This is a genomic window from Actinomadura decatromicini, assembly GCF_008121305.1.
In the GTDB taxonomy this organism is placed as follows: domain Bacteria; phylum Actinomycetota; class Actinomycetes; order Streptosporangiales; family Streptosporangiaceae; genus Spirillospora; species Spirillospora syzygii.
Map to the genome: position 1 here is coordinate 15,221 of NZ_VSRQ01000007.1, position 24,511 is coordinate 39,731.

The 24,511-nt window shown below is 75.1% G+C and carries 22 protein-coding genes; 11 read left to right on the top strand and 11 right to left on the bottom strand.

Features of this window, described 5'->3' with window-relative positions:
- Positions 1 to 211 precede the first annotated feature (211 nt).
- Complete coding sequence (locus tag FXF68_RS29675) at positions 212 to 2,347, top strand: thiamine pyrophosphate-dependent enzyme (RefSeq protein WP_148764984.1); 2,136 nt, start codon at positions 212 to 214, stop codon at positions 2,345 to 2,347.
- An 89-nt stretch (positions 2,348 to 2,436) separates the two neighbouring features.
- Positions 2,437 to 4,344 (top strand): glycine betaine ABC transporter substrate-binding protein, encoded by a 1,908-nt coding sequence (locus tag FXF68_RS29680; RefSeq protein ID WP_148764986.1) that lies wholly within the window; start codon positions 2,437 to 2,439, stop codon positions 4,342 to 4,344.
- Here FXF68_RS29680 and FXF68_RS29685 read toward each other — a convergent pair.
- The 4 genes from FXF68_RS29685 to FXF68_RS29700 are packed head-to-tail and all read right to left on the bottom strand — an operon-like array spanning position 4,330 to position 8,894.
- A complete protein-coding gene (locus FXF68_RS29685; protein WP_425458627.1) occupies positions 4,330 to 5,073 on the bottom strand; it encodes an ABC transporter ATP-binding protein in 744 nt (247 codons plus the stop codon). The two genes, FXF68_RS29680 and FXF68_RS29685, sit on opposite strands and share 15 nt — an antisense overlap.
- Complete coding sequence (locus tag FXF68_RS44155; protein WP_148764988.1) at positions 5,070 to 6,830, bottom strand: branched-chain amino acid ABC transporter ATP-binding protein/permease; 1,761 nt, start codon at positions 6,828 to 6,830, stop codon at positions 5,070 to 5,072. The genes FXF68_RS29685 and FXF68_RS44155 overlap by 4 nt, the downstream gene beginning before the upstream one ends.
- Positions 6,827 to 7,726 (bottom strand): branched-chain amino acid ABC transporter permease, encoded by a 900-nt coding sequence (locus FXF68_RS29695; RefSeq protein WP_148764990.1) that lies wholly within the window; start codon positions 7,724 to 7,726, stop codon positions 6,827 to 6,829. The genes FXF68_RS44155 and FXF68_RS29695 overlap by 4 nt, the downstream gene beginning before the upstream one ends.
- A 10-nt stretch (positions 7,727 to 7,736) precedes the next feature.
- Positions 7,737 to 8,894, bottom strand: coding sequence for a branched-chain amino acid ABC transporter substrate-binding protein (locus FXF68_RS29700; protein WP_148764992.1), 1,158 nt, complete (start codon positions 8,892 to 8,894; stop codon positions 7,737 to 7,739).
- Between the two features lie 372 nt (positions 8,895 to 9,266).
- Between FXF68_RS29700 and FXF68_RS29705 the strand changes: the two genes are divergently transcribed.
- The 8 genes from FXF68_RS29705 (at position 9,267) to FXF68_RS29740 (ending at position 17,248) form a co-directional block, all read left to right on the top strand.
- A complete protein-coding gene (locus FXF68_RS29705) occupies positions 9,267 to 10,244 on the top strand; it encodes an ornithine cyclodeaminase family protein (protein ID WP_148764994.1) in 978 nt (325 codons plus the stop codon).
- 93 nt (positions 10,245 to 10,337) lie between these two features.
- Positions 10,338 to 10,940, top strand: coding sequence for an XRE family transcriptional regulator (locus FXF68_RS29710; protein WP_222870148.1), 603 nt, complete (start codon positions 10,338 to 10,340; stop codon positions 10,938 to 10,940).
- Between the two features lie 61 nt (positions 10,941 to 11,001).
- Positions 11,002 to 12,162, top strand: coding sequence for an NAD(P)/FAD-dependent oxidoreductase (locus FXF68_RS29715; protein ID WP_148764998.1), 1,161 nt, complete (start codon positions 11,002 to 11,004; stop codon positions 12,160 to 12,162).
- On the top strand, positions 12,159 to 12,461 hold the full coding sequence (locus FXF68_RS29720) for a (2Fe-2S)-binding protein (RefSeq protein ID WP_148765000.1): 303 nt from the start codon (positions 12,159 to 12,161) through the stop codon (positions 12,459 to 12,461). Before FXF68_RS29715 ends, FXF68_RS29720 begins: the two co-directional genes overlap by 4 nt.
- Complete coding sequence (locus tag FXF68_RS29725) at positions 12,458 to 13,924, top strand: FAD/NAD(P)-dependent oxidoreductase (RefSeq protein WP_148765002.1); 1,467 nt, start codon at positions 12,458 to 12,460, stop codon at positions 13,922 to 13,924. The genes FXF68_RS29720 and FXF68_RS29725 overlap by 4 nt, the downstream gene beginning before the upstream one ends.
- Complete coding sequence (locus FXF68_RS29730) at positions 13,921 to 14,850, top strand: dihydrodipicolinate synthase family protein (RefSeq protein WP_148765004.1); 930 nt, start codon at positions 13,921 to 13,923, stop codon at positions 14,848 to 14,850. Before FXF68_RS29725 ends, FXF68_RS29730 begins: the two co-directional genes overlap by 4 nt.
- Positions 14,850 to 15,851 (top strand): proline racemase family protein, encoded by a 1,002-nt coding sequence (locus FXF68_RS29735; RefSeq protein WP_148765006.1) that lies wholly within the window; start codon positions 14,850 to 14,852, stop codon positions 15,849 to 15,851. Before FXF68_RS29730 ends, FXF68_RS29735 begins: the two co-directional genes overlap by 1 nt.
- Positions 15,852 to 15,865: 14 nt before the next feature.
- Positions 15,866 to 17,248 carry an aldehyde dehydrogenase (NADP(+)) gene (locus FXF68_RS29740; RefSeq protein WP_246179017.1) on the top strand — a complete coding sequence of 461 codons (1,383 nt, stop codon included), beginning with the start codon at positions 15,866 to 15,868 and terminating at the stop codon, positions 17,246 to 17,248.
- A gap of 9 nt (positions 17,249 to 17,257) precedes the next feature.
- Here the strand turns inward: FXF68_RS29740 and FXF68_RS29745 are convergent, their stop codons facing one another.
- The 3 genes from FXF68_RS29745 to FXF68_RS29755 form a co-directional block, all read right to left on the bottom strand.
- Complete coding sequence (locus FXF68_RS29745) at positions 17,258 to 18,637, bottom strand: NADP-dependent succinic semialdehyde dehydrogenase (protein ID WP_148765010.1); 1,380 nt, start codon at positions 18,635 to 18,637, stop codon at positions 17,258 to 17,260.
- A gap of 65 nt (positions 18,638 to 18,702) precedes the next feature.
- On the bottom strand, positions 18,703 to 19,746 hold the full coding sequence (locus tag FXF68_RS29750; protein WP_148765012.1) for a lactonase family protein: 1,044 nt from the start codon (positions 19,744 to 19,746) through the stop codon (positions 18,703 to 18,705).
- 51 nt (positions 19,747 to 19,797) lie between these two features.
- Positions 19,798 to 20,640 (bottom strand): acyl-CoA thioesterase, encoded by an 843-nt coding sequence (locus tag FXF68_RS29755; RefSeq protein ID WP_148765014.1) that lies wholly within the window; start codon positions 20,638 to 20,640, stop codon positions 19,798 to 19,800.
- A 263-nt stretch (positions 20,641 to 20,903) separates the two neighbouring features.
- Here FXF68_RS29755 and pgi point away from each other — a divergent pair, with 263 nt between their 5' ends.
- Positions 20,904 to 22,562, top strand: a complete 1,659-nt coding sequence (gene pgi, locus FXF68_RS29760) for a glucose-6-phosphate isomerase (protein WP_148765016.1) — start codon at positions 20,904 to 20,906, stop codon at positions 22,560 to 22,562.
- A gap of 101 nt (positions 22,563 to 22,663) precedes the next feature.
- Here the strand turns inward: pgi and FXF68_RS29765 are convergent, their stop codons facing one another.
- From FXF68_RS29765 to FXF68_RS29780, 4 genes are read right to left on the bottom strand one after another with little or no spacing between them, the layout of a single operon-like run.
- Positions 22,664 to 22,930 carry an EF-hand domain-containing protein gene (locus tag FXF68_RS29765; protein ID WP_148765018.1) on the bottom strand — a complete coding sequence of 89 codons (267 nt, stop codon included), beginning with the start codon at positions 22,928 to 22,930 and terminating at the stop codon, positions 22,664 to 22,666.
- Positions 22,931 to 22,988: 58 nt separating this feature from the next.
- Complete coding sequence (locus FXF68_RS29770; RefSeq protein WP_148765020.1) at positions 22,989 to 23,732, bottom strand: sugar isomerase domain-containing protein; 744 nt, start codon at positions 23,730 to 23,732, stop codon at positions 22,989 to 22,991.
- Positions 23,725 to 24,207, bottom strand: a complete 483-nt coding sequence (locus FXF68_RS29775) for a PTS sugar transporter subunit IIA (RefSeq protein ID WP_148765022.1) — start codon at positions 24,205 to 24,207, stop codon at positions 23,725 to 23,727. The genes FXF68_RS29770 and FXF68_RS29775 overlap by 8 nt, the downstream gene beginning before the upstream one ends.
- Positions 24,204 to 24,506, bottom strand: coding sequence for a PTS sugar transporter subunit IIB (locus FXF68_RS29780; protein ID WP_148349060.1), 303 nt, complete (start codon positions 24,504 to 24,506; stop codon positions 24,204 to 24,206). The genes FXF68_RS29775 and FXF68_RS29780 overlap by 4 nt, the downstream gene beginning before the upstream one ends.
- Positions 24,507 to 24,511 lie beyond the last annotated feature (5 nt).

Consider the following 24,511-nt stretch of genomic DNA (forward strand, 5'->3'; position numbering starts at 1 on the left):
CAGGCCCGGCCGCCCGCGCCAAGATCGGGCAGAGCGCGGCTTCCTTACCGCGAGCCCAAGCCCACCTGACGCTCCCTCCCGCAGGCCGTTCCGGGAGGTGGTTAAGCGTTTCTTGGTGAAGCGCCAACCGGTTCGCGGGCTCGGCTATGTCGACCCGGGGCACGGCGGCGTCCGATGCTCGAACGGCGTCCCCGTCCACGCAGGAGACCGCATGTCCGAGCCCGCCGACGTCCACTTCCTTGAGACGGTCGCGTCCCTGACGCCGCCGGCCGAGCCCGCGCCGCCCGGCCCGGTGGACGACGCGCGCCTGCTGGAGCTGTTCGACGCCCAGATCGGCAGCCGCCACCTCGACCTCGCCGCCCGCCGGCTGAGGGCGCGGGGGCGCGGCTACTACACGATCGGGTCGGCGGGGCACGAGGGGAACGCGGCCGTCGCCGCCGCGCTGCGGCCGGACGACCCGGCGCTGCTGCACTACCGGTCCGGCGCGTTCTTCCTGGAGCGGGCCCGCCAGGCGCCCGGCGGCGACCCGCTGCGCGATGTGCTGCTGGGCCTGGTCGCCGCCGCCGAGGAGCCCATCGCGGGCGGACGCCACAAGGTGTTCGGGAGCCGCCGGCTGCACGTGATCCCGCAGACGTCCACGATCGCCTCGCACCTGCCGCGCGCGCTGGGCGTGGCGTTCGCGATCGAGCGTGCCGCCCGGCTCGGTCTCGGCACGCCGTGGCCGAGCGACGCGGTCGCCGTGTGCGGGTTCGGGGACGCGTCCGCCAACCACTCCACCGCCGCGGGCGCGATCAACGCGGCCGTGAACTGCGGCTACCAGGGACTTCCGCTGCCGCTGCTGCTGGTCTGCGAGGACAACGGGATCGGGATCAGCGTCCGGACGCCGCCCGGCTGGATCCAGGCCGCGTACGGGTCGCGTCCGGGGCTCGCCTACTTCCACGCGGACGGCTGCGATCTCGCCGACGCCTGCGCCGTGTCGGCGGCGGCGGTCGCGTGGGTCCGGGAGCGGCGGCGTCCCGCGTTCCTGCACCTGCGGACCGTCCGGCTGATGGGGCACGCGGGGTCGGACGTCGAGTCGTCCTACCGGACGCCCGCCGAGCTGGCGGCCGACCTGGAGCGCGACCCGCTCGTCCGGACGGCGCGGCTGCTCGTCGCGCGCGGCGCCGCGACGCCCGGCGAGGTCGTCGACCGGTACGAGGCGAAGCGCGCCGAGGTGACGGCGCTCGCCGCGAAGGTCGCGGACGCGCCGCGCCTCGCGTCCGCCGCCGAGGTGATGGCGCCGCTCGCCGTCTCGTCGGCGGCTCCGGACGAGACGCGGGGGAGCGGGGAGCCGGTCACGGTCGCGCAGGCGGTCAACCGGACGCTCGGCGACCTCCTGGACGAGCGCCCCGGCCTGCTCGTCTTCGGCGAGGACGTCGCCCGCAAGGGCGGCGTCTACGGCGTCACGCGCGGGCTGCTGAGGCGGGCGGGCGCGGCGCGGGTGTTCGACACGATCCTGGACGAGCAGTCCGTGCTCGGCCTGGCGCTCGGGTTCGGGCTCGCCGGGATGCTGCCCGTCCCGGAGATCCAGTACCTCGCCTACCTGCACAACGCCGCCGACCAGATCCGCGGGGAGGCGGCCACGCTGCCGTTCTTCTCGCGCGGGCTGTACCGCAACCCGATGGTCGTCCGCGTCCCCGGCTACGCCTACCAGAAGGGGTTTGGCGGGCACTTCCACAACGACAACGCCGTGGCCGCGCTGCGCGACATCCCGGGCCTCGTGATCGCCTCCCCGGCCCGTCCGGACGACGCGGCCGGGATGCTGCGCGCCTGCCTCGACGCCGCCGCCGACGCCGGGCGGGTGTGCGTGTTCTTGGAGCCGATCGCGCTGTACCACGTCCGGGACCTGCATGAAGAGGGCGACGGCGGCTGGCTGGCGCCCGCCGGGGGCACGGTCCCGATCGGCCGGGCGCGCACCCACGGGGACGGCCGGGACCTCACCATCGCCACGTTCGCGAACGGGCTGCGGATGAGCCTGCGCGCCGCGCGGCGGCTGGCGCGGGCGGGCGTCCGCTGCCGCGTCCTCGATCTGCGCTGGCTCGCGCCGCTGCCCGTCGACGACCTGCTGCGCGAGGCGCGCGCGACCGGCGCCGTCCTGGTCGCGGACGAGACGCGCCGGACGGGCGGCGTGTCCGAGGCCGTCCTGACCGCCCTCGCCGACGCTGGGTTTCGCGGGCGGGCCGCCCGCGTCGCGAGCGCGGACAGCTTCGTGCCGCTGGGCGACGCCGCCTACCACGTCCTGCTCTCGGAGTCCACGATCGAGGACGCAGCGCTGCGGCTCGTCCGCGGGGAGGCTGGCGGGGACTGAACTCCGCGGCGTCGCGCGACCTTCCGCGGAACCGCTTCGTCCTGTTTCGTGTCGAATCGTGGACACGTCCGAGCGAAAGGCGGCCCGCGGTGGCCATCGACCCCCTCCGGCCGGACGACCCGGCCGCGATCGGCGGATACGAACTCCTGGGACGGCTGGGCCAGGGCGGCCAGGGCGTCGTCTACTTGGCGCGCTGGCCGGGCGCGTCCGGCGGGCCCGTCGCCCTCAAGACGCCGCACGGCGGGCGGGCCGACCTGTCGGAGATCACCCTCGTCCGGCAGGTCGCGCGGTTCTGCACGGCCCGCGTCCTCGACGCCGGGACGGACGGCGACCGCCCCTACATCGTCAGCGAGTACGTCGACGGGCCGTCGCTGAAGGCCGCCGTCGAGGACGGCGGCCCGCTGTCCGGCGTCGAGCTGGAGCGCCTCGCGGTCGGGACGATGGTCGCGCTCGCCGCGACGCACGCGGCGGACGTCGTCCACCGCGACTTCACCCCCGGCAACGTGCTCCTCGCCCCGGACGGCCCCCGCGTCGTGGACTTCGGCGTCGCGCGGGCGCTCGGACCGTCCGGCCGGGGCGCGCCCGGCCCGTCCGGGACGCCCGCGTTCATGGCGCCGGAGCAGGCGGCGGGCGGCGAGGTCGGCGCGGCGGCGGACGTGTTCGCCTGGGCGGTCACGATGACCTACGCCGCGCTCGGCCCGGCCGTGTTGGGCGAGGACGGTCCGGACAGCGCGTTCGGCCGCCTGCTGCGGCTCGAGCGGTGCCTCGCCGACCTGCCGCGATGGCTGGCGGAGATCGTCGCGCCGTGCCTCGCCGAGGACCCCGCGAGCCGTCCGGCGGCCCGCGACGTGCTGGTCAGGCTGCTCGGCTACGGCGAACGGGCCGCCGAACCCCCGGAGGGCGGGACGACCCGCCGGGACCGGGGCCCCGCGCCGGAGGGCGCGCACCCGCGCTCGCCGACCATCGGACGCGGGGACGCGGAGCCCTCCGACCGCGCGGAGCGGCACCCCGGCCCGGCCTCGGGACGCACCGTGATCTCGGCCTGGCGCCGCCGCCGCGTGCTGATCGTCGGGACGGCGCTGGCGCTGTCGGGCGCGCTGGCGGTCGCCGCCGTCGCCGCCGCGGCGTGGCCCGAGCGGAAGCGCCCGACCGCGCCCGCCACGGCCCCCGCGCGGCCGCTGATCGTCGGGTCCGCGAACTTCCCGGAGAGCGTCCTGCTCGGCGAGATCTACGCGCAGGCGCTGGAGGCCCGGGGCCGGAAGGTCGTCCGCAGGCGCGCCATCGGCTCCCGCGAGGCGTACTTCCCGCTGGTGCGGAGCGGCGAGGTCGACGTCGTCCCCGAGTACAACGGGGCGCTCGCCTCCTACCTGGGCGCGGTCGACCTCGGCGCGCGCACGCCCGCGACGACGAGGTCGGTGAACGCGGCGCTGCGCCGCAAACTGCCCGCGGGCCTGCGGATGCTCGGCTCGTCCAAGGCCGAGGACAAGGACGCCGTCGTCGTGACCCGCCGGACGGCGCGCCGGTACGGGCTGACCTCCCTCGCCGACCTCGCGGGCGCGGCGGACGAGTTCGTCCTCGGCGGCACCCCCGAGGCCCAGACCCGCCGCCAGGGAGTGATCGGCCTCCGGGCCGTCTACGGGGCCGGGTTCAAGGGCTTCCAGCCGTTCCGGCAGGAGGACTTCGGCACGATGGCCGACCTCCTCGACCGGGGGTCCCTCCAGGCCGCGCAGATGTTCACCACTGACCCGCTGCTCCGCTCGCACGGCTTCACCGTGCTGAGCGACCCGGAGCACCTGTTCGGCGCCCAGAACGTGACGCCCCTCGTCGCGGACCGCCGGGTGGACGCGGCGGCCCGCGCCGCGCTCGACGCCGTCTCGGCCGAGCTGACCACCGAGGACCTCCGCTACATGAACGCGCGGGTCGCGGTCGAGAAGGACGAGGTCGAGGACGTGGCCAAGGCGTGGCTCGTCCAGAACGGGCTGCTACGCGGGAGATGACGGGTCGATCGCGGGGTCGCCGCCGAGGTAGGCGGCCCGCACCCGGTCGTCGCTCGCGAGGTCGGACGCGGGGCCGTCCAGCACGATCCGGCCCGTCTCCAGCACGTACGCGCGGTCGGCGAGGCGCAGCGTCTGGTGCGCGTTCTGCTCGACGATCAGGACGGTCGCGCCGCCGTCCCGGATCTCCCGGACGACCCGGAGCACCTGCTGCGCCGCGCGCGGGGCGAGGCCCATCGTCGGCTCGTCCAGCGCCAGCAGGCGGGGCCGCAGCATCAGCGCCCGCCCGATCGCGAGCATCTGCTGCTCGCCGCCCGACAGCAGACCCGCGAGCTGCCCGCGCCGCTCGCCGAGCCGCGGGAACATCTCGTACACCTCCTCGCGGCGGGCCGCGACCCCGGCCCGGTCGCGGCGGTCGAGGTACCCGCCGAGCAGCAGGTTCTCCGCGACGTTCAGCGCCGGGAACACGCGCCGCCCCTCCGGGACGTGCCCCAGCCCCGCCGCGACGATCTTGTGCGCGGGAAGACGGGTGATGTCGCGGCCGTCGAACTCGACGCGGCCCGACCGGGCCCGGTGCAGGCCGGTGACCGTCCGCAGCGTGGTCGTCTTGCCCGCGCCGTTGCTGCCGAGCAGCGCGACGATCTCGCCCTCCGCCACCTCGAACGAGATCCCGGACAGCGCCTCCACCTGCCCGTACCGGCTGTGCAGCCCGCTCACCCGCAGCAGCGTCACCGCAGCACCTCCGTGACGAGGTCGGTCTCCGGGTCGTCCGGGACGCCGAGGTAGGCGGCGATGACCCGCTGGTCCTCCTGGATCTCGGCGGGCGGGCCCTCGGCGATCGTCCGGCCGTACTCCAGCACGGTGACCCGGTCGGAGATCGACATCACCAGCGCGACGTCGTGCTCGATCAGCACGACGGCGGCGCCGAGCGCGCTGATCCGGGCGATCAGCTCCATCAGGGCGCGCTTCTCGGTCGGGTTCGCGCCCGCGGCGGGCTCGTCCAGCAGCAGGACGCGCGGGTCCCCGGCGAGCGCCCGTGCGATCTCCAGGCGGCGGCGGTCGCCGTAGGACAGCCCGCCCGCCGGGCGGTCGGCGGCGTCCAGCAGCCCGGTGAACTCCAGGCAGCGGCGGACGGTGTCGAGGTCGGCGCGCGACAGCGGGCGCAGCAGCCCCCGGTCCCGCGCGAACCGGCCGATCAGCACGTTCTCGGAGACGGTCATGTCGTCGAACAGCCGGATGCTTTGGAACGTGCGGGCGAGCCCGGCGGCGGCGACCCGGTGCGGAGCCCGGCCGCCCACGTCCCGGCCCGCGAGCACGACCGTCCCGGCGGACGGCGCGATCATCCCGGTGACGCAGTTGAACGCCGTCGTCTTGCCCGCGCCGTTCGGGCCGATCACGCTGACCACCTGGCCGGCGGCGGCGCGCAGGTCGAGGCCGTCCACGGCGGTGACGCCGCCGAACGACCGGGACAGGCCCGTCACCTCCAGCTGCGTGCCCGCCGCCGCCGGGAGCTCGGGTGCGGGCCCGGCGGCCGCGGGCAGCCGCAGCCTTCGCGGCCGGTAGGGCCACACGCCCTGCGGGCGCAGCAGCACGATCAGGATCAGCAGCAGCGCGAAGAACAGTCCCCGGTACTCCTGGACGGTCCGCAGCACCTCCGGCAGCGCGACGATCAGGATCGCGCCGACCATCACCCCGGGCCGGCTGCCCATCCCGCCGATGATCACGACGAGGAGGATCATCAGCGAGGTCAGGAACGTGAAGCTGGACGGGTCCACGGTGCCGAGCTGCGCCGCGTTCAGCGGACCGGCGGTCGCGCCCGCCGTCGCGCCGAGCACGTAGGCGAGCAGCTTCACCCGCCGGGCGGGCACCCCGACCGCCTCGGCGGCCGTGTCGTCCGACCGGATGGCGCGCCAGGCGTAGGCGAGCCGGGACCGGGCGAGCAGCGCCGTCGCGGCCAGCACGACGACGAAGAACGCGAGCGCCAGGTAGAAGAAGTCCCGGGGCGTGACGATCTCCCGGCCGCCGACCGTCACCGGCGGGATGCCGGTCAGCCCGTTCGGCCCGCCGGTCGTCTCCAGGTTGATCACCGTGATCCGGATGATCTCCCCGAAGCCGAGCGTGACGATGGCGAGGTAGTCGCTGCGCAGCCGCAGCGTCGGATACCCGATCACCACCCCGGCCGCCGCCGCGGCGGCCACCGCGACCGGCAGCGTCAGCCAGAAGTTCCACTCCTGCTTCACCATCAGCAGCCCGGACGTGTACGCGCCGATCGCGAAGAACGCGGCGAAGCCGAGGTCGAGCAGCCCGGCGTAGCCGACGACGATGTTGATCCCGAGGCCGAGGATCGCGTAGATGAGGATCGTCCCGGCGACGGTCAGCGCGTAGTCGTCCATCGTCGCGCCCGCGATCAGCGCGACCACGACGAGCAGCGGCCAGCCGCCGAACCGGGCCGCCGCCTCCGCCCGCGCGGGGATCGCCGGGCCCCTCATGCCCGCTCCACGACGCGCTCGCCGAACAGGCCGGTGGGTCTCAGCGCCAGCACCGCGATCAGCAGCCCGAAAATGATCACGTCCGTCCAGCGGGACGAGACGTACCCGGCCGAGAACGACTGGACGAGCCCGATCGCGACGCCCGCGACCATCGTCCCCGGCAGGTTCCCGATGCCGCCGAGCACGGCGGCGGTGAACGCGCGCAGCCCGATGAGGAACCCCATCCCGAAGCTGATCTGCACGTAGTACAGCCCGTACATGACGCCCGCCGCGCCCGCCAGCATCGAGCCGACGAAGAACGTCGTGAGGATGAGCCGCTCGACGTTGATCCCCTGGAGGCGGGCGGCGTCGCGGTCCATGGCGAGGGCGCGCATCGCGGTGCCCGTCACGGTCCGCGTCACGAACAGCCACAGGCCCGCCATCAGCGCGACCGAGAGGAGGACGAGCGTGAGCTGCCCCCACGTGACGTGGACGGCGCCGCTGAAGATCCGGCCGCCGTCCAGCGCGTGCGGGTACGACTTGAACCGCGCGTCGGTCAGCACCTTGACGCCCTCCTCCAGCGCCAGCGACACCCCGATCGCCGCGATCAGGATCGCGAGGCGCGGCGACGACAGCAGCGGCACGTAGGCGACCTTCGCGATCCCGGTGCCGACGACGCCGGTGGTCAGGGCGCCGACGACGACCGCCGCGATGATCGCGGGCAGCGCCGTCCCGCCGGTGACGCCGAGCGTGGTCAGCGTCCCGAACCCGGCGAACGCGCCGATCATGAACACGTCCCCGTGCGCGAAGTTGATCAGCCGGACCACGCCGTAGATCATCGAGTAGCCGAGCGCGATCAGCGCGAGGAACGCCCCGATCGTCAGGCCGTTCACCAGGTACTGGACGAACTCGCTCATGGGTCCCCGCTCATGAGGTCTTGGCGTCCACCCAGGTGCCGCCGGTCTTGTCCAGCTTCTTGTAGGCGGTGAACGCGCCGGACTGGACCTGGACGGTGATGTACAGCGGGTCGGTCCGGTCGCCCTTCTGGTCGAAGGTGATCGGCCCGGTGATGCCCGGGAAGTCCTTGATCTTGTGGAGGGCGGCGATGAGGTCCTTGCCGTCCGTCGACCCGGCGTCGCCGATCGCCTTCGCGATGACCTTCACCGCGTCGTACTCGTACACCGAGAACGGCCCCGGATCGGCGTTGTTCGCCGCCTTGTACGCCGACACGAACCCGGCCGCGGCGGGCAGGTCCTTGGCCAGCGGGGCGGTGGTCGCGATGTAGCCGTCCGCCGCCGGGCCCGCCGTCTTCAGGACGGTCGAGTCGGTCGTCGCGTCCCCGCCCATCAGCGTGAACTTCAGCCCGAGCTGCTTGCGCTGCTTCATCAGCAGGCCCGCCTCGGCGAAGTACCCGGTGAAGTACAGGACGTCCGGCTTCGTCGACGCCACCTTCGTAAGGACGGGGCTGTAGTCGGACTGGCCGGGCTGTAGCGCGTCCTCGTAGACGACCTGCCCGCCCGCCTGCTTGACCGAGTTCGCCGCCGCGTCCGCGAGGCCCTTGGCGTAGGTGGTGTTGTCGTGCAGGAGCGCGACGCGCTTCGCGCCGAGCGGGCCGGTCATGAACTTCGCGGCGACGAGGCCCTGGTTGTCGTCGCGCCCGCAGGTGCGGAACACCTTGCCCTTGCCGGTGTCGGTGAGCGACGGGTTGGTGGAGGCGTCCATCACGAACGGGACGCTCCGCCGCCCGTAGATCGGGATCGCGGGCACCGCCGCGCCCGAGCAGTAGCCGCCCGCGACCGCCACGACCTTGCTGTTCAGCAGCTTCTGCGCGGCCTGCGCGCCCTGCTGGGCGCTGCACTGGTCGTCGGCCTCGACGATGTCGACCTTGCGCCCCTTCACCCCGCCGGCCTTGTTGATCTCGGCGGCGGCGACCTTCGCGGCGGCGAGGATGTCCTGCCCCGCCGAGGCCGAGTCGCCGCTCAGCGGCGCCGGAACACCGATCTTGATCGGCCCCGACCCGTCCGACCCGCCAGAGTCCCCACACCCCGCGCCGAGCGGCACCACCAGCAGACCGACCCCGACCATGGCAACAACGCGAAACCGGCGTCCAAGTCGCCGGGGAGGGCGTCGAGGAACCGATCGCGCCTCCGCCTCGGGGGTGCTGGAGCCACCCCTGGGACCCCGGGGCCGGGGGCCCGAAGATCCTCGCTTCGCTGCGGTCATCGGGCCCTGCCTTTCTGGGGGGCCACCCCCAGACCCCCGGGGCCGGAGGCCCGAAGATCCTCGCTTCGCTGCGGTCATCGGGCCTCCGTCGCTCGCGGGCGGGATGGTGAAAGCGTGAAACGTCGGCGCACCTGCGTCGAGACGACCAAGCATGCGATCTCATGTAGTGATCGATAAGAACCGCTTGCCCTTCCGCGCTGGACGGCGCGGGAGCGCTCTCGGGAGGATCGTCGGATGCCCGAGGTGCTGCTGCTCTCCGCCGCCGACGTGCGCGCGGTGTTCGACCTGCCTTCGGCGATCGCCTCGCAGCGCGCCGCGTTCCGCGCGCTCGGCCGCCGGGAGGCGCGGCTCGCGCCGCGGCTCCTGCTGGACGGCCCGGACGGCGACGTCGCGTTCTGCTACGTCTCCCGCATGCCCGGCACGGGCGCGGTGTCCAAGTTCGGCAGCGTGCACCCGGGCAACGCGGCGCGCGGCCTGCCGACCGTGTCGGCGCTCGTGATCGTCCAGGACCCGGCGGACGGGCGGCCCATCGCGATCATCGAGGGGGAGTCGGTGACGACGCTGCGCACGTCGGCGGCGAGCGCCGTCGCCGCCGACCACCTCGCGGTGCCGGACGCGTCCCGCCTCGCCGTGATCGGCTGCGGCCCCCAGGGGCGCGCGCACGTCCGGGCGATGGCGGAGGTCAGACCGGTCGAGCGGGTCGCGCTGGCCTGCCGCCACCCGGAGACCTGCGACATCGCCGCCGGGCTCGCGGACGAGCTGGGCCTGCCGGTCGAGACGGCGTCGTCCGTCCGGGACGCCGTGGAGGGCGCGCAGATCGTCGTCACGGCGACGACGAGCGCGGAGCCGGTCGTCAGCGGGGCGTGGCTCGACCCCGGCTGCACGGTCCTGAGCGTCGGCTCGTTCGCCCCGGACCGGGCGGAGGTGGAGGACGACGTCCTCACCCGGGCCGCGTCGATCGTGGTGGACGACGTGCCGTCCGCGCTGGACCACGCCGGTCCGGTCGTGGCGGCGATCCGCGCGGGACGGCTCAGCCCCGAGCGGGTGCGGCCCCTCGGCCCCATCGTCGCGGGCCTCGCCGACGGGCGCGACTCGGACGAGGACGTCGTGTTCTACAACAGCGTCGGCGTCGGCGTGCAGGACACGGCGGCGGCGTCCGTCATCGTCGAGCGCGCCCGCGATCTCGGCGCGGGGCGGCACGCGGACCTCTGACCGGTCCGCCACCCGTCCCGCCGCCCGCTAGGATGGTTCGGTATACCGAACGCTGGACGAGAGGGCGGGACCGTGGGCGCGTCAGGGGAATCGGTGCGGGACGTGCTGGCCGGAAACCTGCGGCGGGCCCGGCTGGCGCGCGGCCTGTCGCTGTCCGAGTTGTCCCGCCGGTCGAAGATCGGCAAGGCGACGCTGTCGCAGTTGGAGGCCGGGGCCGGGAACCCCACGATCGAGACGGTGTTCAGCCTGTCGCGGGCCCTCGAAGTGCCGATCTCCGACCTGCTCGACCACCGGGAGCCGACCGGGCCCACCGTGGTCCGCGCGGCGGACGTCGAGGTGCTGCGCGGCGCGGGCGTCGACCTGCGCCCGCTGCGCGGCATCGAGTCCGGCGGCGCGATCTTCGAGGTGTACGACCAGCAGGTCAGGGCCGGATGCCGGCAGGACTCGCTCGGCCACGTCGGAACGGAGCACACGATCGTCCAGGCCGGGCGCCTCGGCGTGCGGGTGGACGGCACGGACGTCGAACTCGGGCCCGGCGACTACGTGGGCTTCGACGCCCGCCTCCCGCACGCCTACACCGCGCCGGAGGGCCCCGTCCGGTCGGTGCTGCTCCTGGAATACCGCTCCGACCAGCGCCTTCACGCCGCCTCCGAGACGCCGCCGCATCTGCTCCAACCGGAGGACGAGGGGCGTTGACAGGGAGCGGGCGGCGATCCTAGTCTCAAGGCGTTCGGTTTAACGAACGATCGGAGGGGTGATGACGCGGGTCGTGGTGCTGGGCGCCGGGATCGTCGGCGCCGCCTGCGCCCGCGAGCTGGCCGCCGCCGGATGCGCGGTGACCGTCGTCGAGCGGGCGCGTCCCGCCGCCGCGACCACGGCGCACGGCGAGGGCAACATCCTTGTCTCCGACAAGGGCCCCGGTCCCGAACTGGAGCTGGCCCGGCTGTCGCTGCGGCTCTGGCCGCGCCTCCTGGAAGCGCTTCCCGATCCCGGAGCGGTCGAATGGGAGGCCAAGGGCGGGATCGTCGTCGCGACCACGGCGGAGGGCGCCGCGGCCCTGCGCGACTTCGCCGCGGGCCAGCGCGCCGCCGGGATCACCGCCGCCGAGCTGGACGCCGCCGCCTTCGCCGAGGCCGAGCCGCACGCGGTGAAGGACGTCGCCGCCGCCGTCCACTATCCCGAGGACGCGCAGGTCCAGCCCGCCGCCGCGGCCACCGCGCTGCTCGGCGCCGCCGTCCGGGCCGGAGCCGTGCTGCGCACCGGATGCGAGGTGACCGGCGCCGTCGCCGCCAACGGTCGGATCACCGGCGTCCGCACCACCGGCGGGACGGTCGGCGCCGACGCCGTCGTCAACGCCGCCGGTCCGTGGTCGGGCGAGGTCGCGGCGCGGCTCGGCGTCCGCCTGGACGTCCGGCCCCGGCGCGGCGAGGTGCTCGTCACGGCGCCGCTGCCGCCGACCGTCTTCCACAAGGTCTACGACGCCGACTACGTGGGCGCGGTCGGCAGCGGCGAGGCGGGCCTCCAGGCGTCCGCCGTGGTCGAGTCGACCCGCGCCGGGACGGTCCTGATCGGCTCGACGCGCCGCCGCGCGGGGTTCGACGACCGGATCCGCCCCGGCGTGCTGTCGGTGCTCGCGGCGAGGGCGCTGCGGCTGTTCCCGTCCATGGCAGACGTCCCGGTGATGCGCGCCTACGGCGGGTTCCGCCCGTACGTCGCCGACCACCTTCCCGTGATCGGCCCCGACCCGGAGCTGGACGGCCTCTGGCACGCCACCGGCCACGAGGGCGCCGGGATCGGGCTCTCCGCCGGGACCGCCGCCGTCCTGCGCGACCTGATGCTCGGCCGCGAACCGGAGATCGACGCCGCGCCGTTCCGCGTCGACCGGCCCGCCGTCCGCCCGGAGGGACGCGCCGCATGAGGCTCGTGGACGACGACCCGGTGGGGCGGCGCGACGTCCCGCTGCGGATCACCGTGGACGGCGAGCCGGTCGCCGGGATCGCGGGCCAGACCATCGCGGGCGTGCTGCTCGCGTCCGGCCGCCGCGCCTGGCGGACGGGCCCGTCCGGCGCCCCGCGCGGGGTGTTCTGCGGCATCGGCGTGTGCTTCGACTGCCTGGTGACCGTGAACGGCGTCCGTGACGTCCGCGCCTGCGCCCGCCGCGCCCACGACGGCGACACCGTGACCACCCAGTCCCGCGCTCAAGGAAACCCTCGATGACGAGGCATGTCGTGGTGGTCGGCGCCGGGCCCGCGGGGCTCGGGGCGGCGGCGGGGGCGCTGCGGGCCGGGGCGGCCGTGACGCTGCTCGACGCCGCCGAGAACCCGGGCGGCCAGTACCACCGGATGCTTCCCGGCGCCTTCGCCGCCGCCGACCCCGGACGCCTCCACCACGGGTGGCGCGGCTTCGAGCGCCTCCGCGACCACGTGCTCGGGCACGCGCGGTGCGACTGGTGGCCGGAGAGCGCGGTGTGGGCGGTCGAGCGTCCCGACCGGGGCGTCCCGCAGGTCCACGTGCTGCGCGGCCGGGCCGACGGAGCCGGGCGGGCGCGGCACGTGCTCGTGCCCGACGCGCTCGTCCTCGCGCCCGGCGCGCACGACCGCGTGCTGCCGTTCCCCGGCTGGGTGCTGCCCGGCGTCCACACCGCCGGGGCGGCGCAGGCCCTCGTCAAGGGCGAGCGGCTCGTCATCGGCGACAGCGTGCTGGTCGCCGGGTCCGGGCCGTTCCTGCTCCCGGTCGCCGCGTCGCTGCTGGACGCGGGCGCCGCCGTCCACGGCGTGCTGGAGGCCAACACGGCCGCGACCGTGGCGCGCGGCTGGGGACGCCGCCCGTGGGAACTCGCCGCCGAGTCCGGCAAGGCCGCTGAACTGGCCGGATACCTGAGGATGCTCGCCCGCCGCCGCGTCCCGTACCGGACGGGCCGCGGCGTCGTCGAGGCGCGCGGCGACGGGCGCGTCGAGGAGGCGGTCACGGCGCGGCTGCGTCCCGACTGGTCCGTCGTGCCCGGCACCGAGCGGACCGTCGCCGTCGACGCCCTCTGCGTCACCCACGGCTTCAGCCCGCGCCTCGAACTCCCCGTCGCCGCCGGGTGCGCGCTCCGCGACGGCGCGTTCACCGAGGTGGACGCCGACCAGCGGACCACCGTCCCCGGCGTCCACGCCGCCGGGGAGATCACCGGCGTCGCCGGGGCGCAGGCCGCCCGCACCGAGGGCCTCCTCGCCGGGTGGATTGCCGGGGGAGGGGCCCCGGACGCCCCCGAGGCGGTCCGGACGCGCCGCCGCCGCGACCGGGCCCGCGCGTTCGCCGCGCGGCTCGCCGCCGCGCACCCGATCGGCGCGGCGTGGCCCGGCTGGCTGCGCCCGGAGACCGTCGTGTGCCGCTGCGAGGAGACGACGTACGGCGCGCTGCTGAGCGCGGGCGGCGACCCGTCCCGCAACTCGGCGCACGCGGTCAGGCTCGGCACCCGCGCGGGACTCGGCCCCTGCCAGGGGCGTATCTGCGGCCCCACGGTCGCCGAGCTGCTGCCGGACGCGGGCGGGAACCCGCACCACCGCCCGGTCGCCCAGCCGATCCGGCTCGGCGAGCTGGCCCGGCCGCCGATCCAGCCGCCGATCCAGCCGCCGATCCGGCCGCCGGTCGAGAACCCGACCGGGAACACCGACAGGAAAGAGAGCGCCCGATGAGCGACACGCAGCCCACCGGCCTCGGCGGCGTCATCGTGGCCACGGCCCTGCCCTACCGCGCGGACGCCGCCGCGCCCGCCGGGCTCGCCGTCGACTACGACGCCTACGCCGAGCACTGCCGCTGGGTGGTCGGCAACGGCTGCCGCGGCGTCGGCCCGAACGGGTCCCTCGGCGAGTACTCGTCGCTGACCGACGCCGAGCGCCGCCGCGTCGCCCGCACCGCCATGGAGGCGGTCGGCGGGGACGGCGTGGTCGTCGCCGGGGTGCACGCCCCCGGTTCCCACCAGGCCCGGCACTGGGCCGAGACCGCCGCCGAGGACGGCGCGGACGGCGTCCTCTGCCTCCCCCCGACCATGTACCGGGCCAACCGGGGCGAGATCGTCGCGCACTTCGAGGCCGTCGCGTCCGTGGGGCTGCCGGTCATGGTCTACAACAACCCGATCGACACCAAGGTCGACCTCACCCCCGGCCTGCTCGCGGAGATCGCGCAGATCGACGGGGTCGTGGCGGTCAAGGAGTTCTCCGGGGACGTCCGCCGCGTCCTGGAGATAGGGGAGAAGGCCCCGGGGCTGGAGGTGGTCGCGGGCGCGGACGACGTCGTCCTGGAATCGCTGCTGATGGGCGCGACCGGATGGTTCGCGGGCTTCCCCAACGTGTTCCCCGCCGAGTCGGCGCTGCTCTACGACCTCGCGACCGGCGGCCGGCTGGAGGAGGCCCGCGCCCTGTACGAGCCGCTCGTCGCCGCGTTCCGCTGGGACTCGCGCACCGAGTTCGTCCAGGCGATCAAGCTCGCGATGGACCTCGTCGGCCGGTACGGCGGGCCGTGCCGCCCGCCGCGCGGGCCGCTCACCGCCGAGCACCGCGCCGCCGTCGCCGACGACATGGCCCGCGCCGTCGCGGCCCTCGACCGGCGGCGGGCCGCCTGATGCGCTCGGTCCGCACGATCAGCGCCGTCGACTCCCACACCGAGGGCAACCCGGCCCGGATCGTCACCGGCGGCGTCGCGCCGATCCCCGGCGGCACGATGGCCGCGAAGCGGCTGCACGCGATCGAGCACCTGGACGGCCTGCGCCGCTTCCTCATGGACGAGCCGCGCGGCCACGCCGCGATGAGCGGCGCGATCCTCCAGGAGCCCACCCGCCCCGACGCCGACTGGGGCGTCGTCTACATCGAGGCGTCCGGCTTCCTGCCGATGTGCGGGCACGGCACGATCGCGCTGGCGACCGTCCTGGTCGAGACGGGGATGGTCGAGGTCACCGAGCCGGAGACGGTCGTCCGGCTGGACGCGCCCGCCGGGCTCGTCGAGGCGCGGGTCGCGGTCCGCGGCGGGCGGGCGGAGAGCGCCACGGTGCGCATGGTGCCGTCCTTCCTGCTCGAACGCGACGCCGTCGTGGACGTCCCCGGGCTCGGCGAGGTCCGCTACGACATGGCCTACGGCGGCAACTTCTACGCGATCACCGAGCTGGACGCCCTCGGCCTGCCGTTCGACCGGTCCCGCAAGGACGACATCGTCCGGGCCGGGCTCGCGATCATGGCCGCGATCAACGAGCGGAACCCGCCGGGGCACCCCGAGGACCCGGGCGTCGGCGGGACCAAGCACGTCCAGTTCCTCGCGCCGGGCTCGGACGCCGAGCACTCCCGCAACGCGATGGCGATCCACCCCGGCTGGTTCGACCGGTCGCCGTGCGGCACCGGGACCTGCGCCCGCATGGCGCAGCTGCACGCCCGCGGCGACCTGCCCCTGGACACCGAGTTCGTGAACGAGTCGTTCATCGGCACCCGCTTCCACGGCAGGCTCGTCGGGACGACCGAGGTCGGCGGGCTCCCCGCCGTCGTCCCGGAGATCTCCGGCCGCGCCTGGATCACCGGCACCGCGAACTACCTCCTCGACCCCGCCGACCCGTTCCCCGAGGGCTTCACCTTCTGATGACTCCTACTCCCATGACAGCCGTCGACTCGGCCGTGTCGGCCGCGCCCGGCTGGGCCGCCGCACCGCCCGAGACGCGCGCCGCCGCCCTGACCTCGGTCGCCGCCGCCCTGGAGGACGCCAGGGCCGACCTCGTCGCCTTGGCCGACGAAGAGACGCGCCTCGGCGAGGCCCGGCTGAACGGCGAGCTGACGCGCACGACGTTCCAGCTCGCGATGTTCGCCGACGTGGTGCGCGCGGGCGCCTTCCACGACGCGCGCATCGACCGCCCCGACCCGGACTGGCCCACCGGCCCGCGCCCCGACCTGCGCCGCTGCCGGACGGCGGTCGGGCCGGTGCTGGTGTTCGCGGCGAGCAACTTCCCGTTCGCGTTCAGCGTCGCGGGCGGCGACACCGCGTCGGCGTGGGCGGCGGGCTGCCCGGTCGTGGTCAAGGCCCATCCCGGGCATCCGCGGCTGTCCCGCCGGACGGCCGAGGCGATCCGCGCCGCCGGGCTCCCGGACGGCGTGTTCGTCCTCGTCGAGGGCGAGGACGCGGGCGTCGCCGCCCTGCGGCACCCCGGCGTCGCGGCCGCCGCGTTCACCGGCTCGCAGCGCGGCGGGCTGGCGCTCGCGAGGATCGCCGCCGAACGTCCCGTGCCGATCCCGTTCTACGCGGAGATGGGCAGCGTCAACCCGTCCGTGGTGACGCCCCGCGCCGCGCGGACGCGCGGCGACGAGATCGCCCAGGGGTACGCGGCGTCGCTCACCCTGGGCGCGGGACAGTTCTGCACCAACCCCGGCCTGCTGTTCGCGCCCGCCGGGCTGGTGGACCGGCTCGCGCTGCGCGTCCGGGACGTCCCGGACGCGCCGATGCTGAACGACCGCATCGGCTCCGCGTTCCTGGCCGGGGCGGACGCGCTGGCGGCCCGTCCCGGCGTCCGGCGGCTGGTCTGGCCGGACGACCCGTCGTCCACCGCCCCGCGCCTCCTCGCCACCGACCTGGACGCCTTCGACGCCGCCGCCGCCGAGGAGTGCTTCGGCCCGCTCGGGCTGGTCGTCGCCTACGAGCGGCCGTCCGACCTGCCCGGCGTGCTCGCCGCGCTGCCGGGCCAGCTCACCGCGTCGCTGCACGCCGAACCCGACGAGGCCGCCGGCCTGGCCCCGCTGGCGGCCGTGCTCGCGGGACGCGCCGGACGTGTCCTGTGGAACCAGTGGCCGACCGGCGTGTCCGTCACCCACGCGATGCAGCACGGCGGCCCGTACCCGGCGACGACCGCGCCGTCCACCACCTCGGTCGGGACGGCCGCGATCGACCGGTTCCTGCGTCCCGTCGCGTTCCAGGGCTGGCCGCGGGAACTCCTGCCGCCGCCGCTCCGCGACGACAACCCGTGGAACGTCCCGCAGGACGTCCGATAGGGGAAGGGGTCAGCCGACCCAGACCGTCTTGGCGTTGCAGAAGGAGTGCATGCCCTCCGCGGACAGCTCGCGCCCGTAGCCGGAGCGCTTCGTCCCGCCGAACGGCAGTTCCGGGTAGGACGTCGTCATCCCGTTGACGAACACCTGCCCGGCGTCCAGTTCCCGGACGAACCGCTCCCGCTCGTCGTCGTCGCGCGTCCAGGCGTTGGAGCCGAGCCCGAAGCCCGTCGCGTTCGCGACCTCGACCGCCTCCGACACCCCGCGCACGCGGAACAGCGACGCGACCGGCGCGAACACCTCCTCCTGGTACATCCGCATCTCCGGCGTCACCCCGGACACGACGGTCGGCGGGTAGAACCAGCCGGGGCCGTCCGGCCGCTCGCCGCCGCACAGGACCTCCGCGCCTTTCGAGACCGCGTCCGCGACCAGCTCCTCGGTCTCGGCGCGGGCCCGCTCGCTGACGAGCGGGCCGATGTCGGTGGCCTCGTCCAGCGGGTCGCCGACCTTCTTCGCCCGCATGTTCGCGACGAACCGCCGCTCGAACTCGTCCGCGCAGCCGATGTCGACGATGAACCGCTTCGCGGAGATGCAGCTCTGCCCGTTGTTGAGGCACCGGGACTCCGCCGCCGTCCACGCCGCGGCCTCGATGTCGGCGGACGGCATCACCACGAACGGGTCGCTGCCGCCGAGCTCCAGCACCGTCGTCTTGACCTCGCTCCCGGCGATCGACGCGACGGACCGCCCGGCGGGCTCGCTGCCGGTGAGCGTCGCCGCCTTCACCCGCGGGTCCCGCAGCACCCGCTCGACCTGCGACGACCCGATCAGCAGCGTCTGGAACGCGCCCTCGGGGAACCCGGCGCGGCGGAACAGGTCCTCCAGGAAGAGCGCCGTCTGCGGGACGTTCGAGGCGTGCTTCAGCAGCCCGACGTTCCCCGCCATCAGCCCCGGCGCGGCGAACCTGATCACCTGCCAGAGCGGGAAGTTCCACGGCATGACCGCGAGGACCGGCCCGAGCGGCTCGTAGCGGACGTAGGCGTCCCGCGCGTCCACGTCGCGGGGGTCGGCGGGCCGCCGGTCGGCGAGGAGCTCCGCCGCGTGCTCCGCGTAGTACCGGCACGCCTTCGCGCACTTGCGCGCCTCCGCCTCGGCGGCCTTCAGCGTCTTGCCCATCTCGGTGGTCATGGTCGCGGCGATCTGCTCGGCCTCCCGGTCGAGGATGTCCGCCGCCGCGTTCATCCACCCTGCGCGCCGGTCGAGCGGGGTCGTCCGGTAGGAGGCGAACGTCTGCGCGGCCCGGGCGATGCGCCGGTCGACCTCCTCACCGGTCAGCGCGTCGAAGGTCTTCTCCACCTCGCCCGTCGCGGGGTTGGTCGTCGCGATCGTCGTCATGACGGGGAGGTGCCCGTGGCACCGGGCAGGAAACGCCGCGCGGAAACGCCGGGCGGGAAACGCGGTCAGGCGGGGATGACGCAGACGGGCGATGGCACCGCCAGCGGCGGACCGGCGGGGACGGGCACGCCGTCCGCGCCGATCCGGAACGTCGCGACCGTGTCGTCGTGCTCGTTGGCCACGTGCATCCAGGCGTCATTGACATGCGGGTCGGCGTGCGGGTCGACGTGCAGGTCGCGGGGGCCGCGCCCGCCGGACGGGACGTCCGCGACCGCCGCGAGCGCGGCGCCGCCGTCCAGCACCTGGTGGGCGGTCACCACGTCCGCGCCGCGCGTCGACGTGTACACGAACCGCCCGCCGCCGCCGAGCTTGATCGCCGCGGGCAGCGGCGTGCCGCTCACCGGACCGGCCGTCACGGGCGTCTCCGCGACGACCTCCAGCCGCGCGTACCCATCGACCGGCCGCAGCACGAGGACGGTCGCGGCCAGCTCGGTCACGACGTGCACGTACCCGCCCGGATGGACGACCAGGTGCCGCGGCCCGGATCCCGGCGGGACCGGCGTCTCCCCGGTAAGGCGCAGCGCGCCGTCCTCGATCCGGAATGACCGGACGAGGTCGGCGCCGAGGTCGGTGGTGAGGACGGTCCCGTCCGGCGCGGACGCGGTCGCGTGGGCGTGCGGCCCCTCCTGCCGGTCCGCGCGGGGCCCGCTCCCGTGCCCATCCGCGACGGCGGGCTCGCCCGCGAACGCGCCGTCCGGGCCCAGCGGGACGGCCCGGACCGTCCCCGACCCGTAGTCCGCCACGACCAGGCGCCGCGCGCCGGGCGGCAGGTGCAGGTGGCACGGCAGTGCGCCCGCAGTGCGGCTACCGATCTCGCGCAGCCGCCCGCCGGACGCATCGAATGCGACGACGCCACCCTCGTCCTCCTCCCGCACCGCGTAGAGGACGTCCCCGCCGGGATGCACCGCCAGATACGACGGATTCACCGCCTCGGCGGCCGGCAGGGGAGGGGTCAGGACGCCGTCGTCCCGCCGCGTCACCCGGTAGATCCCGGCGCCGCGACCGGCCGCACCGGTGTAGGTGCCCACCCAGAAAGCCCGTTCGCCCACCAGAACTCCCATCACGCCGAGACAGAGGGCGAGCCTAGCGCGAGCGGAGGCTTACTCCGTTGACCCGGCTTGACGGCTCGGCGTCGCGGGACGGAGGAGCGCCTCCTGCTGGACGGACGCGAGAAGCGTCCCGTCCTCGGTGTGGAGGGCGCCGCGGGCGAGGCCGCGGGCGCCGTGGTTCGTCACCGGGTCCACCGTGTAGAGCAGCCACCGGTCGACGCGCGGCGGACGGTGGAACCACACCGCGTGGTCCAACGACACCGCCGTGGCCAGCTCGCGCGGCGAGCCCGGCGCGCGGGCGCCGCTGACCACCGCCATGTCCGACAGGTAGGCGATCAGGCAGGCGTGCAGGCCGGGGTCGTCGCCGACCGGGTCCGCCGCGCGGATCCAGAACGGGTGGCTGAGCGGGAACTCGCCCTCGTTCGGCGGATTCACCAGGCGGACGTCGAACCCGAACGGGCGTCCGAAGAACTCCGGCGGGTCCAGGGCGGTCAGGCCCTCCGGGCCGGGCGCGCCGGACGGCGGCTCCTCCTGCCAGTCGAACCCGTCCTCCGGGTCGTGGAACGAGGCGATCAGCTCCAGGATCGGCTTGCCGCCCTGGCTCGCCGTGACGTGCCGGGTGGAGAAGGACCGGCCGTCCCTCGTGCGGGCGACCTCGAACGTCAGCGGCTCGTCCGGCGCGCCGGGGCGGATGAAGTAGGCGTGCAGCGAGTGCGGGGGCCGCCCGTCCGCCGTCAGGCACGCGGCGCGCAGGCTCTGCCCGGCGACCTGCCCGCCGAACAGCCGGGGCCGCCCCACCGACCGGGACGTGGTGAGGAACACGTCCTCGCCGAGCGGCGCGAGGTCGAACAGCCGCGCGAGCCCGGAGGGGGCCTCGGAAGGGACGTCGCTCATCGGGAACCTCCTGCGCCTGCCGCCGTGCCCGCTCGTGCCCGCTCGTGCCCGGTCGTGCCCGCCCGTGGCGCGACCCTACCGGCGCGCCCGCGGCGGGCCCCGCATCGGGTGGGACGCCTGCGCGTCCGGGCGGCGCCCTGATACGGTCACGCGCGGTCGACCTATGATCGCCGGCAGGGGACGGCGGGCGCCCGGGGGACGCGGCGCCCGTCCTCGCTCCGTGAGGGGACGGGCCCCGCCGCGCGAGGAGATGAGAGAAGGCAATGGCTGATATCACCGAGTCGCCGGAGTGGTCCGCGCTGGCCGACCACCAGGCGGCGCTCGCCGGGCGGCACCTGCGCGAGCTGTTCGCGGACGACCCGGGCCGCGCCGACCGCATGACGGTGACCGCGGGGGACCTGTACCTGGACTACTCCAAGCACCGCGCCACCGCCGACACGGTGCGGCTGCTCGTCGCGCTCGCCGAGCGGGCCGGGCTGCGCGGCCGGATCGACGCGATGTTCGCCGGGGAGCACATCAACGTCAGCGAGGACCGGGCCGTCCTGCACACGGCGCTGCGGCTGCCGCCCAGCGAGGCGCTCGCCGTCGACGGCCAGGACGTGGCGGGCGACGTGCACGCCGTCCTCGACAAGATGGCCGACTTCGCCGGGCGCGTCCGCGCGGGGGAGTGGACGGGCTACACCGGCAAGACGATCACGACCGTCGTGAACATCGGCATCGGCGGCTCCGACCTCGGCCCGGCCATGGCCTACGAGGCGCTGCGCGACTACGCCGACGCGGGCATCTCGTGCCGGTTCGTGTCGAACATCGACCCGGCCGACATCGTCGGGAAGCTCGCCGACCTCGACCCCGAGCGGACCCTGTTCGTCGTCGCCTCCAAGACGTTCGGGACGCTGGAGACCCTCACCAACGCCAAGGCCGCCCGGCGGTGGCTGGTCGACAGGCTCGGCGCCGACGAGGCCGTGTCCCGGCACTTCGTCGCGGTGTCGACCAACGCGGAGCGGGTCGCCGACTTCGGCATCGACACCGCCAACATGTTCGGCTTCTGGGACTGGGTCGGCGGACGCTACTCCTTCGACGGCGCCATCGGCCTGTCCCTGATGATCGCGATCGGCGGCGAGGCGTTCCGCGAGATGCTCGCCGGGTTCCGCGAGATCGACGAGCACTTCCGGAGCGCGCCGTTCGAGGCGAACATGCCGGTGCTGATGGGCCTGCTCGGCGTCTGGTACACCGACTTCTTCGGCGCGCAGACCCGGGCCGTGCTGCCCTACAGCCAGCGCCTCGCGCGCTTCCCCGCCTACCTCCAGCAGCTCACGATGGAGTCGAACGGCAAGTCGGTGCGGGCGGACGGCGCGCCCGTCGTCGCGCAGACCGGCGAGATCTTCTGGGGCGAGCCCGGCACCAACGGGCAGCACGCCTTCTACCAGTTGCTGCACCAGGGGACGCGGCTCGTCCCGGCCGACTTCATCGGCTTCGCCGAGCCGTTCGCCGAGCCCGCCCTCGACGGCGCGGCCGACGGTGGCGCCGGGATGCACGACCTGCTCACCGCGAACCTGCTCGCGCAGACGTCCGCGCTCGCGTTCGGCAAGACCGCCGAGGAGATCGCGGCGGAGGGGACGCCGGCGGCGGTCGTCCCGCACAAGGTGATGCCGGGCAACCGTCCGACCAGCACGATCCTCGTGCCGAAGCTCACGCCGAAGACGCTCGGCTCGCTCGTCGCCCTCTACGAGCACATCGTGTTCGTCGAGGGGACGATCTGGGGCATCGACTCCTTCGACCAGTGGGGCGTCGAGCTGGGAAAGGTCATGGCGATGGACCTCGCGCCCGCGCTGACCTCGGCGGAGCCGCCGTCGCAGGCGCCGGACCCGTCGACCGCCGCGCTCGTCCGCCGGTACCGCGAGCTGCGCGGCCGCCGCGTCTGACCCGCGCCCACCCCCGCGAAGACGACGACCCCGCGAAGACGACCCCGCGAAGACAACGGGCCCGCCGGTCGGAACCGGCGGGCCCTTCGCGTGCGGATCGGTCAGGCGTGTGCCACGGGACCGTCGGCGACGGGGCCGCCGGCCCAGCCCCGGGTCTCCATGATGGCGCGGAACTCCTCGTACGAGATGAACCCGTCGAGGTTGCTGTCGGCCTTCTCGAACCTGTCCTGGGTCTCGGAGCGCGTCCAGGAGAGGCCGAGCTCCTCCAGGGCGAGCGTGAACTCCATCAGGTCGAGCTTCTCGTCTCCGCCGAGGTCCGCGCGCCTGAACACGGTGGGAAGGTCGTCCCCGGTCGGTCTTGTCGTCATCTCGCTCCCCGTTCTGGTCCGATGAGCCGCATCCTGCCACAGCGGGGGCCGTTCCGCGCTAAGCGTCGCCGGTCAGCTCGGGGATGCGGTGCCGGTAGCGCTCCAGCAGCGCGATGTTCACCTCGTCGCCGCCGGGGACGTTCGCGCTCGTCCACCTGGGCAGCTCCACGCCGCCCGCCGCGGCGAGGTCGTCGAGCGCGGCCAGCACCCGCGACCAGGCGTATGCGGCGAGGATCGTGGACGCCGCCGCCGTGCGCGGCGCCGCCGCCGGGTGGACGACGTCGCCCGGCGGGACGCGCGTGTCCAGCACGATCGCGGCGTGGTCGGCGAGCGTCGTCGCGGTCCGCGCGGCCGCGCCCTCCGCCGCCCGCGCCGACGTCACCGCGATGACCGGCACCCCGCGCGCCGCGCACTCGGCGGCGACCTCGACCGGGTACGGGTTGCGCCCGCTGGTGGAGAACACGACCGCCACGTCCGGCGGGGCGGGCGCAGCGGCCTCCACCACGGCGCGCCCGACCCCGGCGCGGCGCTCGACGCGGGTGCTGCGGACGGCGTGGTCCAGCGGGAACACGCCGGGGTCCCAGATCGGACGGACGGCGGCGAGCCCGCCCGCCCGGTAGAACGTCTCGAACACCATGGCCAGGGAGTGCCCCGCCCCGGCGACGTGGACGATCCCGTCCGCCTCGACCGACGCGAGCAAGAGCGCGGCGGCGGCGCCGATCGCCTCGCCGGAGGCGGCGTCGAGATCGTCCAGCAGCGTCCGCACCCGGCTGGAGAACTCGGACCGGGTGCCCTCAAGCATCGGGGACGGCCTCCTTCAGGACGCGGGCCAGGTCCTGCTCGTCCGAGGCGCCGCGGAGCCGGTCGGCCAGCCCGCCGGACAGCGCGCGGGCCAGCGCGGACAGCGTCCCGACGTGGACGTCCGGGTCGGGCGTGCAGAACGCGAGCAGCAGGTCGACGGGGTCGTTGTCAGGGTGCCCGAACTCGACGGGCGACGCCAGCCGGGTCACGCCGACGCCGACCGCGAGCCCGCCCTCCTCCGGACGGGCGTGGACGAGCGCGAGCCCCTTCGTCAGCACGATGTAGGGGCCGTTCTCCTCCACCACCCGGACGCACGCCTCCGGGTAGCCCTCGCCCGCCGCGCCGGCGGCGACCAGCGCGTCCGCCGCCGCCCGGACGGCCTCCCGCCAGTCGTCCGCCGCCACCGCGTCCGTCGCCGCGACCACCGGCGCTCGCCGGGGGACCCGGGGGGTCGTCCCCTCGGAACGGTCCGTCATGACAGCCAGCCCTGGTCGGTGAGGCGGTCGCGGAGCTGCGCCTCCAGGCCGTCCTTGTCCAGGAAGTCGCTGACCGTGATCACGACGGGCGCCAGCTCGGAGATCTCGCTGGTGTGCATGCCCTGGCCGATCACCACGTCGGGCGTCATCCCGCGCGCCGTGGACACGTCGGTGTTCTCCACCCGGGCGTCCACGCCGAGCGAGCGGAGCGCGTCCTCGGCGGTCATCTTCAGCATCAGGCTGGAGCCCATCCCGACGCCGCAGACGGCGAGGACCTCCAGTCGCCGGTCCAGTGCCATTTCGC

What these genes read in the sequence shown, in the direction of transcription:
- FXF68_RS44155 (WP_148764988.1), bottom strand. Translation starts at nt 6,830, where the DNA reads ATGAGGGGCCCGGCGATCCCCGCGCGGGCGGAGGCGGCGGCCCGGTTC.
- FXF68_RS29740 (WP_246179017.1), top strand. Translation starts at nt 15,866, where the DNA reads ATGACAGCCGTCGACTCGGCCGTGTCGGCCGCGCCCGGCTGGGCCGCC.
- pgi (WP_148765016.1), top strand. Translation starts at nt 20,904, where the DNA reads ATGGCTGATATCACCGAGTCGCCGGAGTGGTCCGCGCTGGCCGACCAC.
- FXF68_RS29730 (WP_148765004.1), top strand. Translation starts at nt 13,921, where the DNA reads ATGAGCGACACGCAGCCCACCGGCCTCGGCGGCGTCATCGTGGCCACG.
- FXF68_RS29675 (WP_148764984.1), top strand. Translation starts at nt 212, where the DNA reads ATGTCCGAGCCCGCCGACGTCCACTTCCTTGAGACGGTCGCGTCCCTG.
- FXF68_RS29695 (WP_148764990.1), bottom strand. Translation starts at nt 7,726, where the DNA reads ATGAGCGAGTTCGTCCAGTACCTGGTGAACGGCCTGACGATCGGGGCG.
- FXF68_RS29700 (WP_148764992.1), bottom strand. Translation starts at nt 8,894, where the DNA reads ATGGTCGGGGTCGGTCTGCTGGTGGTGCCGCTCGGCGCGGGGTGTGGG.
- FXF68_RS29705 (WP_148764994.1), top strand. Translation starts at nt 9,267, where the DNA reads ATGCCCGAGGTGCTGCTGCTCTCCGCCGCCGACGTGCGCGCGGTGTTC.
- FXF68_RS29775 (WP_148765022.1), bottom strand. Translation starts at nt 24,207, where the DNA reads ATGACGGACCGTTCCGAGGGGACGACCCCCCGGGTCCCCCGGCGAGCG.
- FXF68_RS29735 (WP_148765006.1), top strand. Translation starts at nt 14,850, where the DNA reads ATGCGCTCGGTCCGCACGATCAGCGCCGTCGACTCCCACACCGAGGGC.
- FXF68_RS29745 (WP_148765010.1), bottom strand. Translation starts at nt 18,637, where the DNA reads ATGACGACGATCGCGACGACCAACCCCGCGACGGGCGAGGTGGAGAAG.
- FXF68_RS29780 (WP_148349060.1), bottom strand. Translation starts at nt 24,506, where the DNA reads ATGGCACTGGACCGGCGACTGGAGGTCCTCGCCGTCTGCGGCGTCGGG.
- FXF68_RS29765 (WP_148765018.1), bottom strand. Translation starts at nt 22,930, where the DNA reads ATGACGACAAGACCGACCGGGGACGACCTTCCCACCGTGTTCAGGCGC.
- FXF68_RS29715 (WP_148764998.1), top strand. Translation starts at nt 11,002, where the DNA reads ATGACGCGGGTCGTGGTGCTGGGCGCCGGGATCGTCGGCGCCGCCTGC.
- FXF68_RS29725 (WP_148765002.1), top strand. Translation starts at nt 12,458, where the DNA reads ATGACGAGGCATGTCGTGGTGGTCGGCGCCGGGCCCGCGGGGCTCGGG.
- FXF68_RS29720 (WP_148765000.1), top strand. Translation starts at nt 12,159, where the DNA reads ATGAGGCTCGTGGACGACGACCCGGTGGGGCGGCGCGACGTCCCGCTG.
- FXF68_RS29755 (WP_148765014.1), bottom strand. Translation starts at nt 20,640, where the DNA reads ATGAGCGACGTCCCTTCCGAGGCCCCCTCCGGGCTCGCGCGGCTGTTC.
- FXF68_RS29770 (WP_148765020.1), bottom strand. Translation starts at nt 23,732, where the DNA reads ATGCTTGAGGGCACCCGGTCCGAGTTCTCCAGCCGGGTGCGGACGCTG.